Raw genomic sequence first — 14713 nt, forward strand, 5'->3', positions numbered from 1 at the left:
AGTTACAAAAGCACCTAATAGCCCTGCATCAAGGGCATTTGGATGGCTCAGCTTCATGCGTGCTCAAAAAACGGGCACGACATCGAGATCTCATGCGGTAAGGTTGCCGTTGAGGAGCCGTAAATGGTCCCGGTCAAAGGGAGGAAACGCATGACCACTCGCAGAGCAATTCTCGGTGCCGCCACCGCACTGGCAATGTCCGCCATGGGCGCATTGCCCGTTGCCGCACAGGAGGTGACACTAAAGATGCACCAGTTCCTGCCCGCGCAGGCGAACGTACCAAAGCTGATCCTGGATGTCTGGGCCGACAAGGTCGAAGAGGCGTCTGGTGATCGGATCAAGATTGACCGTTACCCGTCGATGCAGCTGGGTGGCAAACCGCCAGAGCTGATCGACCAAGCGCAGGACGGTGTTGCCGATATCGTCTGGACCGTCGTCGGCTACACGCCGGGCCGTTTTCCGTCGACCGAAGTCTTTGAATTGCCCTTCATGATGACCAACGCGCGCGCCGTCAGCCACGCGTATTGGGATATGATGGAATCCCATTGGCTGGACAGCGAGTTCAAGGATTTCAAAATCCTGGCGGGGTGGGTTCACGGCCCAGGCATGTTCCACACATCTGACCCGGTTGAGACGCCGGAAGATCTCGAAGGCGTGAAAATTCGCGGCGGCTCGCGCTCCGTGAACGCACTCCTGACGGAAATGGGTGCGACCCCCGTTGGCATGCCCGTGCCAGCCATCCCCGAAGCCCTGTCGAAGGGTGTGATCGACGGGACAACGATTCCGTGGGAAGTCACCACCTCATTGAAGGTTCCGGAGCTGGTCGAAAACCACACCGAGTTCGAAGGGCGCGCGCTTTATACCCTGACCTTTGTTCTGGCGATGAACAAAGAGAAGTATGACAGCCTGCCGGATGACCTGCAGAAAGTCATCGATGACAACTCCGGCCTTGAAATGTCTGTTTTTGCTGGCGGCACCATGGCGGATTCCGACATGCCCGCCCGTGAGAATGCGCTGGATCTTGGCAACAACGTCATCACTCTGGACGCAGAACAGACCGCCGTATGGCGCGAGCGGTCCCAGCCCATCTACGACAACTGGCTGGCTGACATGACCGAGCGCGGAATCGACGGTCAGGCGCTTCTGGATGAGGCAACCATGCTGATCGAAAAATACACGCCGCAGTACGAGAACTAATCGAGACATCCATTGACGGGGTCCGCCTGCCTGTGCAGCGGGCCCCGTCGCATGCAATGGTGCTGTATAAAGCCAAAGGTGGGCAAAGGCATGCATAACTACATGATGGGGCTGGCGCGGATCATGGCGATGATCGGCGGCGCGGTCCTGACACTTCTCATTCTTCTGACCTGTATCTCGATCGCCGGGCGCCTGCTGAATGGCGTGTTTCACAGCGACGGGATCGAAGCCATGATGCCCCAATTCGCGGACTGGATGACGGCGCATGTCGGCCCCGTGAACGGGGATTTCGAACTGGTCGAAGCGGGCGTTGCTTTCGCGATCTTCTCGTTCATTCCGCTGTGCCAGATTACTGCAGGTCATGCAGCGGTTGATGTCTTTGCCAATAGCTTTCCGCCCAAGGCAAACCGGATACTGCGCATGGTGACCGAGATAATCTTCGCCCTTGTGCTGGTTCTGATTGCTTGGCGACTGGGTGCAGGCACGGTCAGCAAATTCGAAAATGGCGAGACGTCGTTCCTGTTGGAGTTCCCCACCTGGTGGGCCTATGGCACGAGCCTTGTGGCCGCTGTAGTGGCCGCAATCGTCGGAATATACATGGCCGCTGTTCGCAGCATCGAAGCCCTTACTGGCCGGATCCTCGTCCAGGACGGCGTGGAGACACAATCATGAGCGCACTCGAAATCGGTATCTGGTCTTTCCCCGTTCTGATGGGGTTGATCTTCCTGCGTGTTCCGATCGGTCTGGCAATGTTCCTGGTCGGACTGGGCGGTTTGGTTGCCGTCACTGGCGACACCCTGGTGGCTTTTGGTCGCCTGAAGAACGAGACCTACTCGACCTTCTCCTCCTATTCGCTGTCGATCATTCCGATGTTCTTCCTGATGGGGCAATTCGCAACCTTGGGCGGCATGTCCACGGCTCTGTTCAAGGCCGCCGAAGGCTTTATCGGCCACCGCAAAGGCGGCGTGGCCATGGCTGCCATCGGCGCCTGTGCCGGCTTTGGCGCGATTTGCGGCTCCTCACTGGCGACCGCCGCCACCATGGGACGCGTCGCCCTGCCCGAGCTGAAGAACTATGGATACGCCAGCGGGTTTTCCACCGCTACGCTGGCGGCCGGCGGCACCCTCGGCATCCTGATCCCGCCCTCTGTGGTTTTGGTGATTTACGCCATTCTGACCGAACAGAATATCGCCAAGCTGTTCCTCGCGGCCTTCATTCCCGGCCTTCTGGCAGCAATCGGGTATGTCATCGCAATCTCCGTCTACGTGCGCCTCTTCCCTGAAAGCGCGGGCACCCGGGAACCGATCCCGTGGCGCGAACGGTTTGCGCTGCTGATCGCAGTCTGGCCGGTGCTTCTGGTTTTTGGCCTTGTGGTGGGTGGCATCTACGCCGGTTGGTTCACCCCGACCGAAGGTGCCGCCGTGGGCGCGTTGGGAACCGGGTTGATCGCATTGGCAAACGGGGGCCTGACTCGCAGCACGCTGACCGATAGCTTTCTGGTCACCGCACGCTCCACCGCGATGATCTTCTTCATTGTGCTGGGTGCCGCCTTCTACAACGGCTTCCTCGCTCTGACGCAGGTGCCACAGGAACTGGCGAACTTCGTGGTGGCGCAAGGCCTCAGCCCATGGATGGTCCTCGCACTGATCCTTGTGTTCTACCTGTTCCTAGGTTGCCTGATGGACAGCCTTTCGATGATCCTGCTGACAATCCCGATTTTCTATCCGGTGATCTCGGCGATGGATTTCGGCCTCGTATCGCTCCCTGCCATGCAGGCGGAGGCCGCGATGGAGGTCCTTCGAAATGGTGTGCCGGAGGGCATGGGTGCAGAAATGCTCGTCTCGATTCAGGACGCGATCGCCAATGGCGCAGAGCTGACCCGCGAGCAAATGAAAGAACTCGGCATTCGCGTGACGCAAGGCATCGCAAACCGGTTGGAGACTGAATATGTCGCCATCTGGTTTGGCATTCTGACGCTCATCGTCGTCGAGGTTGGCCTCATCACGCCGCCCGTGGGAATGAACCTCTTTGTCATCAATGCGATGGATCCCAAATCGCGCATGGTGGACACGTACAAGGCGGTCATGTTCTTCGTCGGATCCGATCTGATCCGGGTGGTGATCTTGGTGTTGTTCCCTGTGATCACACTCTTGCCCCTGATGCTCCTCTACTGACGGTGCACACATCCAAAAAAGAAACGCGCGACCCATCAGGGTCGCGCGTTTTTCGTCATCCAAACGAGTTGAATCAGCGTCTTTTCAGTGTATCGCCGTATGAAATCGTCGGCGTCAGCGTCACATGCTTCTCAAGCTCCACATCCGGATCTTCGAGTTGCGCCGCGATGATCTGCGCGGCCTTCATGCCGATTTCCTGACGGCACGCATCCATCGTAGCCAGCTGACGCGGCAAACCCGCGAGCAATTCGACTCCGTTGAAGCCTGCGAGCCCAATCTGGCCAGGCACGTCGATTCCCTGATCTATCAAGGACAACAGCCCGCCGGCGCCGATCATGTCATTGGAATAATAAAGAAAATCGAGTTCAGGCGAGCGTTCAAGCATCGCCTGCGTCATTTCACGCCCCTTCGCAAGCGCTGAACCGCCGGAGTAAAACTCGCGATCCTCGATCTCGATACCCTCTTTCGCCAGCGCTTCGGTGAACCCTTCGAACCGTTTGCGGGCGCGATGGTCCAGCGGCATTTTGGTCCCCATGAAGCCGATATGGCGGTACCCCGCCTTGAGGATCGCCTTGGCCATCTCTCGCCCTGCACGACGATGGGAAATCCCGACCATGGAATCCACAGGGTTCCCGTCGGTATCCATGATCTCGACCACGGGGATGCCAGCAGCCGCCAGCATCGCGCGCGCTGGATCTGTATGCTCCAAACCTGCGATGATCACACCGGAGGGCCGCCATGACAGCATCTCGTAGAGAACTTTTTCTTCTTTCTCAGGCTGATAGTCAGTGACACCGACCACGGGCTGTAACTCGGTATCCTCCAGCACTCGGTTGATACCGGTCAGGACCTCCGGAAAGACCATGTTGGACAGCGATGGAATGATCACGGCCACGAGGTTCACCCGCTTGGAGGCCAGAGCGCCGGCGATCTTGTTGGGAACGTAGCCAAGTTCCTTTGCGGCAAGCAACACTTTCTGACGGGTCTTCTCTGACACATCCCCGCGGTTGCGAAGTACACGGCTGACGGTCATTTCCGACACACCGGTGGCATCGGAAACATCGCGCAGCGTCAGCGGACGCTTGGAGTCGTTGGTCACGTGCTTGGCCTCTTTGCTTTGTTGCATCGAGGTTAGCCAGTCCCGCAGAGGGACACAATGGCCCTTGCACGCGCGGCATGAAGCTTGTGGTGGTAATGGCTATTTGCTATCGCCTCCCCAACGGCCCCGTGGCTCAACTGGATAGAGCAGCCCCCTCCTAAGGGGCAGGTTGCAGGTTCGAATCCTGCCGGGGTCACCATTTCCCTATGTTTGTGCCATTGCACCATAAGTTTGCACGTTTTGGCGGTTTTCATACCCCCTCCATATCAAGGGTTCTTATGTGCCGCTGCACAAGGGTGCTAAGGTCTGTGTTGGCGAATAGGTAGAATGAGCTCGAAGCAAGAACCTGACTTTCGGATCCTGTGCGGTGAAAGTCTCAAGTGAGCTATAGCTACCGCACGCGCGCCGAACCTTCGCTGCGGGTGCAATCGGCGGCTCCAAGCCCAATCGCGACATTCATACGAAGCGCAGCGAAGCCTCCGTTGAAAGAGCCAACAAACCCGAAAGATGCCCGAGAGCGGACCTTCAGTTTCGCTCACCTGAACACCCAAGAAACAACGCGTTAGCAAAGCCAATGACGTGATGGAGTATCCTTCAGCAGCAACGACCAGGATACTCCGTCAAATGTAGTCGGTGTTTTTGCTCGCAAAGCAGTAAGCAACCTGATCTGCGGATCCCATCAGGGCCAGCGGTCAAAACTTCACAGCCGAGCCGGACACAAGAAGACGCAAAGGCATTCAGCCACGTTTAATCCGTGCTATGCGGGCGCAATCCACAGAGGATGTTCGCATTGTGCCGCGTGGTAATCACTAAGCTGCCCATAGCGCAGAACGGTGATTTTTTGTCCGGGCTGACTTGGTTGTCGTGCGGTGTCTGACAGTGTGGTCAGATCGAAGCAGCGATCCCATTCGTGGGGTTTGCCTCAGGGTGCCGCCGCTCAAATCTGCAATACGTCAACGACAGGACAGAACCAAAAACGATCAGCGCGTAGCCGAGCAGTTCCAAGCCTTCCTGCACGATGGTTTTGAATGTTGCGTTGTACTCCGCCCCCATGGCCGCCTGCCAAAGAGCACCTGTGCCAAACAAGCGGCTGAACACCAGAACAATCAAGAGCCCCATAAACATGAAAGTCGAGTGACGTTCTTCGATTTGACTCGTAAGTGGTTCGACTAAGGTGGCTTTATACCGCCCTATCAACACGGCGCCAGCTACCGCGGCAATGCCCACCGGCACCGCCCAAAAGCCATGGTAAACCTGATCAAGGTACGCATCGTTTTCCCGTATGAACATGCAGGTAAATAGTGTTGCAAGCCCGATCAGGTACCCCCGCGCCTCGACCTCACGCATCGCGCGCCAGATAAATATGAGCGCGGAAGCCAGCACAAGCACAGCTTGCAGCGCTTCAGTGAGAGATGCTTCTGACACGGAATTCTTGAGGAGTTTCAAATCAATCATCACGGCAAGAACGACGCCCACCAGCAGCCCCGTCAGCGCCAGAAATTCAATTACGACAGATCTTAGCTTGCGACGTGTCTCTAACAGCGCAGGCTCTAGGAAATCGATGTGACTGTCCGAAATTGTGCTCATTCACTCTACTCCAATATTTGGTGGGCCTGTCAAAGACCAGGCGGTCAGGATGAAGTAGATGTAGCCGCCAAGCTGCTGGGCTATCGTCCGGTACCAAAGGCAAGGACAGATTCACGCGTCCTTGCCTGTACGCAAGGACAGATACTTGGATGTGCAAAATGATCTGATGCCGCTTTTAAGCGGTTTTCCATCGCAGCAGATCGTCGACACGATTAATCTTGTCGCTTGGAATGCGGGCGAGCGCGTCTGCCAGCCAAGCTTGTGGGTCCCACCAGATCATCTTGATCGGTCACCTTGCCGGCCACGAAACACAAAAGGACAGATCCACCTCCAGTGTCTGTTAGGCAGCGCCGCCGGCTTCGTAAAGCCGCGTATCTGCCGACACGATGTCCGCTATCAATGGTGGTCCCTATCAACACACTCTATGATGCGCCTGAGCAGGGGGGCTGTGCGCCAACCGATCAGTCATATCATTGCTGAATTGAATGAGCCGATTATGAAAAGCGCAGAATTATTGCATCTTAGCTTTGGCAGCTTCATGGTCGGCTTATCATTGTTTTGCGCCAGCCTTTTATTTGCTCAGAAAGAGTATCGGCAAGCGTACTGGCCCTTGGGGCTATTCTTCCTGTCGCAAGGCATCTCATCCCTGACATTGGTTCTAGATGCGGTCGCAAATGTCTATGATATCAGGCAGGTATCCAGATATTATTTGCCGCTTAGCATGCCCTTCGCCCTACTGCAGGTACCGCTGTTCTGGATGTATGTGCGCGGCTTGACGACTGAAGCCAGCCATCTTGATATCAAATACAAGGGGTGGCACGCCGCGCCAGCGCTCTGCGCGTTCGTGTTAATGTTTCTCTTCCTGATGCTGCCAAACGATGTGTATCAGTCCTTCGAGCGCAGTGAGACAGTAGATCATCCTTTGATGCCGGTTGGTATTTTCGGAGTTTGGGCGCTGACAATCATGTTTTACGCTCAGATTCTCATTTACCTATTTTTGATCGTTCGACTGCTCACATCTTACACCACCCGGCTCAAAGATCTGTTCGCCAGCACCGAAGAGCGAGAACTTCACTGGCTCTGGTGGATCATTGTTGCCCTGATGGCGTTTTTGATTTTTGACATCGACGATTCACTGGCCGCCTTATCGGGCATACATATTCTTCCTGCTAGGTTGGTGGAATCGCCTGTTGTTGATCTGACATTCAGCGCTGGGACAATCTGGCTCCTTGCACTTTGGGGGCTGCGTCAGAAACCCGGTCTTGCCTGCTTGTCTGCATCAGCTGCAGCGAAGGAGGTTAAGGCTGCAGAAGCCGCACCAAAGTATGTACGCTCTGCTTTGTCTGACGAACAAGCGCAGCGCCTGGCCCGCAAGATCAACTTGGCGATGGAAAATGACCATTTGTACCGCAATCCAAATCTGTCGTTGTGGGACCTTTCAAAACACATTGGGGTTACGTCCAATCATCTTTCCCAGACCCTAAATGAAACGATAGGAAGCACGTTTTTTGACTACGTAAATCGCTGGCGCGTTGAAGAAGCGGCCAACCGGGTGCGAGACAGCAGTGATACCATTCTGGCAATCGCATATGACGTGGGGTTCAATTCAAAATCATCCTTCTACTCTGCCTTTAAGAAGCACCTTGGCGTAACGCCTTCTGTCTTACGACACTCTGCGGCGCCTAGCTGTTCAGTCCCGGCATCTGGTGGATCGGATTGATGATAAATCGATCTGGCTCTGGAGCCCCGACTTTGCAGGTGTATTGGTTGGGTGTGAGGCCGTTCAGGGTCTTTAGCCTGCATGCGAAGTTGTATGCGGCCATGACATCGGTGAGGTGCGTGCGCAGCTGATGATAGCTGTCGTAATGGGAACGTTTGACTGTCGCTTCCTTAATCGTTCGTTCATCCGCTCGACTTGGCCATTGGTCCACGGATGGTTCACCTTTATCAGTTCCACTCGATCCCATTCACGTCGCAGATCATGTCAAAGCGCATCTGCCGGGGGTATGCTGTGTTCCGCTTGCGAGGCTGTACGGCGAACTTGATGCCCCTCGCCATTGTCTCTCGGACCAATGGCGTTCCAATGGCTCAGTCAGTCAGGATCGTGTGAGTTCGACTGGGGACGGCCTCTAACAGATTCTCGAGTAATTCACTGCATGAATCCAGTATGATAGCTGGATCACATGAGCAGTTGGGCGCCTACGACGTACAAAACCACGAACCGGCCGGCTTACAATGACGCTTTGAAGCGGCGCGGATCGCTGACGATCTGGTTTGAGCCAGAAATGACATGGAGAGCGCCACCGCCCGCAAACACGGCCGACAAGCGCCGCATCTGGCGAAATATGCGCATAGGAATTGACGAAGAATCGCTGGTAGTGCGAGCGGTGGACGTCACGACCAGCAATGTGGGTGCCGCGCCGATGCTGCCGAGCTACGCGATCAAATCCCACTCGATCAGAGCGTTGGATCGGTTCCCGCGGACGGCGCCTATGACAGGCAGCCCAGATTTTGATCCGGACTGCCTTCTGGGCTATGCCGTATCTTGGCCGGGCTTTTTGCCAAGAATGATCATCGACAACAGATCGTCATCGGTCACATCATCGATGTCCACGGTGCCGACCAGTTGACCGTTCTTCATCACCGACGCCCGGTCACACAGCTCCATCACGGCGTGTACATCATGATCGATCAGGAAGATCGCGATGCCTTGTGCCTTCAGCTGCTGGATCAGCTCCGCCACCATCTGCGTTTCATGCGGTCCTAGCGCCGCAGTGGGCTCGTCCATGATCAGGATCTTGGCGTTAAAATAAACAGCGCGGGCGATCGCCACCGATTGCCGCTGCCCACCCGAAAGCGCCGAGACCGGTTCGTTGAACTTGCGGAAGTTCGGGTTCAGGCGGCCCATGATCTTGCGGCACTCAGCCTCCATCGCAGCATCGTTCACCAGACCCGTTGCGGTGACGATCTCGCGCCCCAGAAACAGGTTGGATGCCGCATCGAGATTATCCGCCAGCGCCAGCGTCTGATAGATCGTCTCGATATTGTGGCTGCGGGCATCACGGGGGTTGGTGATCTCCACCTTGTTGCCGTTGATGCGGATCTCGCCGCTGTCCATCTTGTAGGCGCCTGATAGCACCTTGATCAGTGTCGACTTGCCGGCGCCGTTGTGGCCAAGCAGGCCAACGACCTCGCCGGGGTGCAGATCGACCGAGACGTCGTCCACCGCCTTGATGCCGCCGAAAGAGATGGAGATATTGTTCATCTCCACCATCGGAGTTGCGCCTTGGGCGCGGAGTTCCTTGGGAGTGGTCATTACTTGGCCCCCACGCGTTTGCGATAGACGATGTCGATGAAGACGGCTGCGACCAGCACGGAGCCGACGACGATATTCTGGAACGGCGCGTCGACACCGACCATGGCCATGCCGGACTGCAGGCTCTGCATGATCAGCGCGCCGAGGATGGCGCCGTAGATGGTGCCAAAGCCGCCCGACAGCGCAGTACCGCCAATCACGGCTGCCGCGATCACCCGCAACTCGTCCAGTGTGCCGATGTCGTTGGAATGGTTGGCGAGACGGGCCGAGGCCACGACCGCCGACAGCGCACAGAGAAAGCCCATGATGGCAAAGATCTTCACTGTCAGCAGGCGGGTGTTGATGCCCGACAGCTCTGCCGCGTCGGGGTTGCCGCCTGTGGCAAAGATGTAGCGGCCCAGCCGGGTGCGGCGGGCAACGATGGTCATGACCACCGCGACCGCGATCAGGATCAGTACCGAAATCGGCAGGCCGTAGCCCATGGTTAGACCTTCGGGCATGACCTCGCCGCGGGCTTCGAACAGGCGCGCCAAACGGCGGCTGGGGATTTCGTAAGCGTTGAGGATGCCGACAAACCCGAGGATCGCGCCGGAGACGATGACAGCCATAACCGCCTCGGCCCAGAGAGGTTTTACCGGGAATTCATGCGCGAGCTTGGCGCGACGGCTGTTCCAGAGGGTCAATAGTGCAAGCACGGTCGCCACGATGCCGAGGATCCAGCTGAGCGAGACACCGAGAGTGCCATTTATGCCCCCGAACATCATGAAGGTGGAATCCAACGGGCCGATGGTCTGGCCGTCGGTCAGGTACCAGGCCACGTTGCGCCAGACCAAGAACCCGCCCAGCGTAACGATGAAGGCAGGGATTGTCAGATAGCCGACCATCCAGCCATGAAACGCCCCGATCAGTGTGCCGGTCACCAGACCAACCAGAACGGCGACGACCCATGTGATCGGGTGGTTGAGGCCAAGTCCCAGAACATGCGGCACAAATTCGGTCTGGGTCATTGCCATCACCGCCGAGCAGGTGGCCAGCAAGGCCCCGACACTCAGGTCGATATGGCGGGTGACGATCACGAACACCATGCCCGAAGCCATGATCGCCACGGAAACAGTCTGGATCGTCAGATTGAAGATGTTGCGCGGCGTCAGGAAGCGCCCATCGGTCACCAGGTTGAACCCGATGCAAAGAATGATGAAGGCACCAATCATACCCAATAGCCGCACATCCAGCTCAAGCTGCTGGAAGATATTGCGTTTGGTTTGGGGGGTGATTGGCTGAGACGTGGTGTCGGTCATATCCGGCTCCAGTAATCAGCGATTTTATGAGGTGGGATAGGCGCTCCGGAAGATGCCGGAGCGCCCGGTTGTGGTGATACGAAGATCAGTTACAGGGTGCAGGGCCGCTTTCGACACCTTGGCAGAGCGCTTCTTGGGTGATCCAGCCCGCGTCCACGACTGCGGAGAGATTGTCCTGGGTCACCGGCATCGGCGCCAGGAACTTCGCGGTCATGGTGGTGCCCGCCGGAGAGGTCCAGGAGGTCGCGCCGTCGATCTCTTCCATCGCGGTGCCGCTTGCCATGGCCACCGCGATCTCGCCCGCTGCCGCGCCGAGGTCACGGGCGTCTTTCCAGACGGAAACAGTCTGGGTGCCCTTGGCGACACGGTTCAGTGCGGCGTGGTCGCCATCCTGGCCGGAGACCGGGATGCCTTCCATGCCCTGCGCGGTCAGCGCGGCGACAACACCACCAGCGGTCCCGTCATTGGAGGCCACAACCGCGTCGACGTTGTTGTCATTGGCGGTCAGGATCTGCTCCATGTTGCGCTGCGCGTTCGCGGGCAGCCAACCATCAGTGTAGGCCTCCGCGACGATATTGATGTCACCGGAGTCGACTGCGGCCTGGATGACCTCCTGCTGACCGCCACGCAGGAAATCTGCGTTGGGGTCGGTGGGAGAGCCTTTGATCATCACGTAGTTGCCCTTGGGCATCGCTTCGAACACGGCACGCGCCTGCATGCGACCTACTTCGACATTGTCAAAGGTCAGGTAGAAGGCGCGATTGTCTTCGATCAGGCGGTCATAGGCGACCACCGGAATGCCTTCATCCGCTGCGGCTTGAACCGCCGGACCGATGGCTTGCGCGTCCTGCGCGAGGATGATCAGCGCATCCACGCCCTGTGCGATCAGGCTTTCGATGTCAGAAAGCTGCTTGGCAGAGGAGGATTGCGCGTCGGCAGAGATATACTCAGCCCCGGCTTCGTCCAATGCGCCCACGATGGCTGCTTCGTCGGTTTTCCAGCGTTCTTCCTGAAAGTTCGACCAGCTTACGCCGACGGTCAGATCCGCGGCAAAGGCCGAGGATGCTGCAAATGCACTCAGTGCGATAACGGAAAGTCCGTTCAAGAATTTCATATTTTCCTCCCTTGGCGTGCGGCCCATTCGTTTGCTGACCTGCACGGTGATTCATGTGTAGCAATATTTTTTTTGAGTTTCAAATTAAATCATGTATCCTCTCTCGAAGGGAGAGATTGCCGGAACCTGCCCAGAGTGTCATACCCTAGCGCGTCTGGGCCGGGCTGGTAGTGGAGGAGCATCGATTTGGCACGATCAGGACGGCTGTCGCCAAGCGGCGATCAGCGCGAAAGCGGGCGTCAGCAGATACTGGATGTGATCCGTGCGGCCGAGAGCATTGCCCGCATCGACATTGCCAAGGCCACGGGCGTAAGTCCTGCTACGGTTACAGCGATCACCGCAGAGCTTCTTGCTGCAGGCCTGATCGAAGAGGTTGCCCCCGAGAGCTCCTCCGAAGCCCGTCGCGGACGCCCACGCGTCGCGCTGAAAATCCGCGGCGGCGCGCATCTGATCGCCGGCCTCAAGGTGTCTCACCATGTGATTTCCACCGTGATTACAGACTTTGTGGGCGAGGAACTGGCGAGCCATGAGATGCCGCTTGCACAGGGCCGCATGCCGGTGCCCGTCCTATGTTCGCAAATCCGCCGCGCGCTGGAGCTGACGTGTCAAAAGGGCGGCTTCACGATTGACGATCTGTCTGGCGTTGGGCTTGGTCTTGCAGGCATGATCGATGCGGAGCGCAGCTTTATATATTGGTCCTCTTCGCTGGAGGAGCGCAATGTCCCCTTTGGTGAGGCCATCGCCAGGGAGCTGCCCTGCCCGGTCTTCCTCGACAACGACGCAAACCTTGTGGCCAAGGCCGAACATCTGTTCGGTGAAGGGCGCACCTGCGACAACTTCATCGTCATCACCATCGAGCATGGCGTCGGCATGGGTATCGTAATCGACGGGAAGATCTATCGCGGCACACGTGGATGCGGCGCGGAGTTTGGTCATACGAAGGTCCACCTGGAAGGCGCTTTGTGCCAATGCGGCCAGCGCGGCTGTCTGGAGGCCTATGTGGGCGACTACGCATTGTTGCGAGAGGCCAATATCTCCAGCGGCAGCGAACGACACCGCACCTTGGCCTCGCTTTTTCAGGCCGCAGAGAAGGGCGACGCGATGGCGCTGTCCATCCTCGACAGGGCACGGCGCATGTTCGCCATGGGATTGGCGAATGTTGTCAATATATTCGACCCTACAAAGATCATTCTTGCCGGTGCGCGACTGTCCTTTGACCACCTTTATTCCGGCAAAGTGATTGGTGAGATGCGCCAATGGGTGGTGCAGGTCGATGCGCCCTTGCCCGAGGTCATCGTGCATGACTGGGGCGATCTGATGTGGGCCAAGGGCGCCGCGGCCTATGGAATCGAGGAAGTCACGGCGCGTACCGTGAAGGAGCTTGCCAATGCTGCCGCGTAGCTGGATTGCCCTAACTGCGATCATATGTGCCCATGCGGCGAATGCCGGCACGCAGACCCCAAGCTTCACGCCGGTCGCGATGAGCGAACACATATATGGCGGCGGCTGGGAGCACTATGTTGGGGGCGGCCTTGCGGTCTTTGACTGCAACGGCGATGGCCTGCCAGAACTTTACGCTGCCGGCGGCGAAAACACAGCGCAACTGTTTCAGAACACCCCCCCCACCAATGGCGCGTCCCTGGCTTTTACTGCCGAAACACCGGCGTCCCTGGCCCTGACCGGCGTCACCGGAGCCTACCCGCTAGATATTGACGGCGACGGGTGGACCGACCTTGCGATCCTGCGGGCGGGACCGGACCTCCTGATGCAAGGCTCCGGCGAATGTCAGTTCCAGCCCTTCGATCACCTCGGTTTCGTGAGTGATGATCACTGGACCACCGGCTTCTCCGCAACCTGGGAGGGCGACAATACTCTGCCGACGCTCGCCTTTGGCACCTACGTGGACCGCCAGGACCCCAACGGCCCGTTTGGCACCTGCGACGACACCCTTCTGTATCGCCCGGACGGCGAAACATACCAAGCCACGCAATCCCTAGCTCCGGGTTACTGCGCGTTGTCGGTCCTGTTCAGCGACTGGAACCGGACTGGTCACGCAGACCTGCGCCTGTCCAATGACCGACACTACTACGTGCGCGGTGGACAGGAACAGATGTGGGCAATGGAAGACACGCCGCGGCTGTACACGGCCGACGAAGGCTGGAGGCCATATGCTCTATGGGGCATGGGCATCGCCTCGCGTGACATAAACGGTGACGGGTTTCAGGATGTCTACCTGACCTCGATGGGGGATCAAAAATTTCAGCTGCGTGACGCCAAAGCGAAGGGTCCGGTCTGGGAAGACGTGACCTACGGCTTCGGCACCACCGCCCATCGGCCCTACACTGGCGGAGATGGGCGCCCGTCAACCGGCTGGCACGCCGCTTTTGGCGATGTGAACAATGATGGGCGTGACGATATTTTTGTGACCAAAGGTAATGTCGAGCAGATGCCCGACGCCGCGCAGAAAGATCCCAACAACTTGATGCTGCAGAATATGGACGGTACGTTTTCAGAAGTCGGTGACGCAGCCGGAGTTGCCAGCCTGCATCGCGGTCGTGGCGGCGCTCTGGTGGACCTGAACCGTGACGGGTTGCTGGACATCGCAGTCGTCAATCGCCGCGCCCAGATGGAAGTGTGGGAAAATACCAGCGATCTGGACGGCAACTGGCTGCTGCTACGCCTGCGGGCAGGCGCCCCCAACCCAGACGCCATTGGTGCGTTTGTAGAAGTCAAAACCCAAGACCGGACCCTCACGCGCGAGATCACTGTTGGCGGCGGGCATGCGGGCGGGGATTTGGGGGATCTACACTTCGGCCTTGGCCAGGCCAACACCGTTGATCTACGTGTCACTTGGCCGGATGGTACGCTGAGCGACTGGCAGGCGGTTCACGCCAATCAGCACATCACCCTGTCTCCGCAAGACTAGCG

Annotated in this window: 11 protein-coding genes, 1 tRNA gene and 2 pseudogenes; 8 read left to right on the plus strand and 6 right to left on the minus strand. The window is 57.9% G+C overall.

The window, feature by feature from the left end; genetic code table 11:
* Window positions 1-150 precede the first annotated feature (150 nt).
* The 3 genes from R1T40_RS15510 to R1T40_RS15520 all read left to right on the plus strand — a co-directional run bounded on the left by R1T40_RS15510 (window position 151) and on the right by R1T40_RS15520 (window position 3371).
* Window positions 151-1197 carry a TRAP transporter substrate-binding protein gene (locus R1T40_RS15510; RefSeq protein ID WP_106162594.1) on the plus strand — a complete coding sequence of 349 codons (1047 nt, stop codon included), beginning with the start codon at window positions 151-153 and terminating at the stop codon, window positions 1195-1197.
* A 90-nt stretch (window positions 1198-1287) separates the two neighbouring features.
* Window positions 1288-1869: a TRAP transporter small permease gene (locus tag R1T40_RS15515; protein WP_317384765.1), complete on the plus strand. Its 582-nt coding sequence runs from the start codon at window positions 1288-1290 to the stop codon at window positions 1867-1869.
* Window positions 1866-3371, plus strand: coding sequence for a TRAP transporter large permease (locus R1T40_RS15520; RefSeq protein WP_106162592.1), 1506 nt, complete (start codon window positions 1866-1868; stop codon window positions 3369-3371). Before R1T40_RS15515 ends, R1T40_RS15520 begins: the two co-directional genes overlap by 4 nt.
* 73 nt (window positions 3372-3444) lie before the next feature.
* Here the strand turns inward: R1T40_RS15520 and R1T40_RS15525 are convergent, their stop codons facing one another.
* The gene (locus R1T40_RS15525) at window positions 3445-4470 is read right to left on the minus strand and encodes a LacI family DNA-binding transcriptional regulator (RefSeq protein ID WP_106162727.1); all 1026 of its coding nucleotides are present in this window, start codon (window positions 4468-4470) and stop codon (window positions 3445-3447) included.
* Window positions 4471-4592: 122 nt separating this feature from the next.
* Between R1T40_RS15525 and R1T40_RS15530 the strand changes: the two genes are divergently transcribed.
* Window positions 4593-4669 (plus strand) — tRNA-Arg (locus R1T40_RS15530).
* 686 nt (window positions 4670-5355) lie between these two features.
* Here the strand turns inward: R1T40_RS15530 and R1T40_RS15535 are convergent.
* Window positions 5356-6057, minus strand: a complete 702-nt coding sequence (locus R1T40_RS15535; protein WP_317384766.1) for a hypothetical protein — start codon at window positions 6055-6057, stop codon at window positions 5356-5358.
* 151 nt (window positions 6058-6208) lie between these two features.
* On the opposite strand from R1T40_RS15535, the gene R1T40_RS22355 reads away from it, so the two are divergent.
* Entirely contained in the window at window positions 6209-7777 is a 1569-nt protein-coding gene (locus R1T40_RS22355) for a helix-turn-helix domain-containing protein (RefSeq protein ID WP_455569311.1), read from the plus strand.
* On the opposite strand, the pseudogene R1T40_RS15545 reads toward R1T40_RS22355, so the two are convergent.
* A pseudogene (locus R1T40_RS15545) lies at window positions 7740-8008 on the minus strand (integrase core domain-containing protein); the annotation flags it as partial. The gene R1T40_RS22355 and the pseudogene R1T40_RS15545 overlap by 38 nt on opposite strands.
* Window positions 8009-8240: 232 nt before the next feature.
* Between R1T40_RS15545 and R1T40_RS15550 the strand changes: the two are divergent.
* Window positions 8241-8554: pseudogene (locus R1T40_RS15550) on the plus strand (transposase); the annotation flags it as partial.
* Between the two features lie 36 nt (window positions 8555-8590).
* Here the strand turns inward: R1T40_RS15550 and R1T40_RS15555 are convergent.
* The 3 genes from R1T40_RS15555 to xylF all read right to left on the minus strand — a co-directional run bounded on the left by R1T40_RS15555 (window position 8591) and on the right by xylF (window position 11785).
* A complete protein-coding gene (locus R1T40_RS15555) occupies window positions 8591-9373 on the minus strand; it encodes an ATP-binding cassette domain-containing protein (protein ID WP_106162572.1) in 783 nt (260 codons plus the stop codon).
* Window positions 9373-10671 carry a sugar ABC transporter permease gene (locus tag R1T40_RS15560; RefSeq protein WP_106162571.1) on the minus strand — a complete coding sequence of 433 codons (1299 nt, stop codon included), beginning with the start codon at window positions 10669-10671 and terminating at the stop codon, window positions 9373-9375. Before R1T40_RS15560 ends, R1T40_RS15555 begins: the two co-directional genes overlap by 1 nt.
* An 85-nt stretch (window positions 10672-10756) precedes the next feature.
* Window positions 10757-11785 (minus strand): D-xylose ABC transporter substrate-binding protein, encoded by a 1029-nt coding sequence (xylF, locus tag R1T40_RS15565; RefSeq protein ID WP_106162570.1) that lies wholly within the window; start codon window positions 11783-11785, stop codon window positions 10757-10759.
* A gap of 186 nt (window positions 11786-11971) precedes the next feature.
* On the opposite strand from xylF, the gene R1T40_RS15570 reads away from it, so the two are divergent.
* Window positions 11972-13186, plus strand: a complete 1215-nt coding sequence (locus R1T40_RS15570) for an ROK family transcriptional regulator (RefSeq protein WP_317384767.1) — start codon at window positions 11972-11974, stop codon at window positions 13184-13186.
* Entirely contained in the window at window positions 13173-14711 is a 1539-nt protein-coding gene (locus tag R1T40_RS15575) for a CRTAC1 family protein (protein ID WP_317384768.1), read from the plus strand. The genes R1T40_RS15570 and R1T40_RS15575 overlap by 14 nt, the downstream gene beginning before the upstream one ends.
* Window positions 14712-14713 lie beyond the last annotated feature (2 nt).

The sequence above is a fragment of the Tritonibacter scottomollicae genome, from assembly GCF_032924845.1.
Classification (GTDB): Bacteria; Pseudomonadota; Alphaproteobacteria; order Rhodobacterales; family Rhodobacteraceae; genus Epibacterium; species Epibacterium scottomollicae.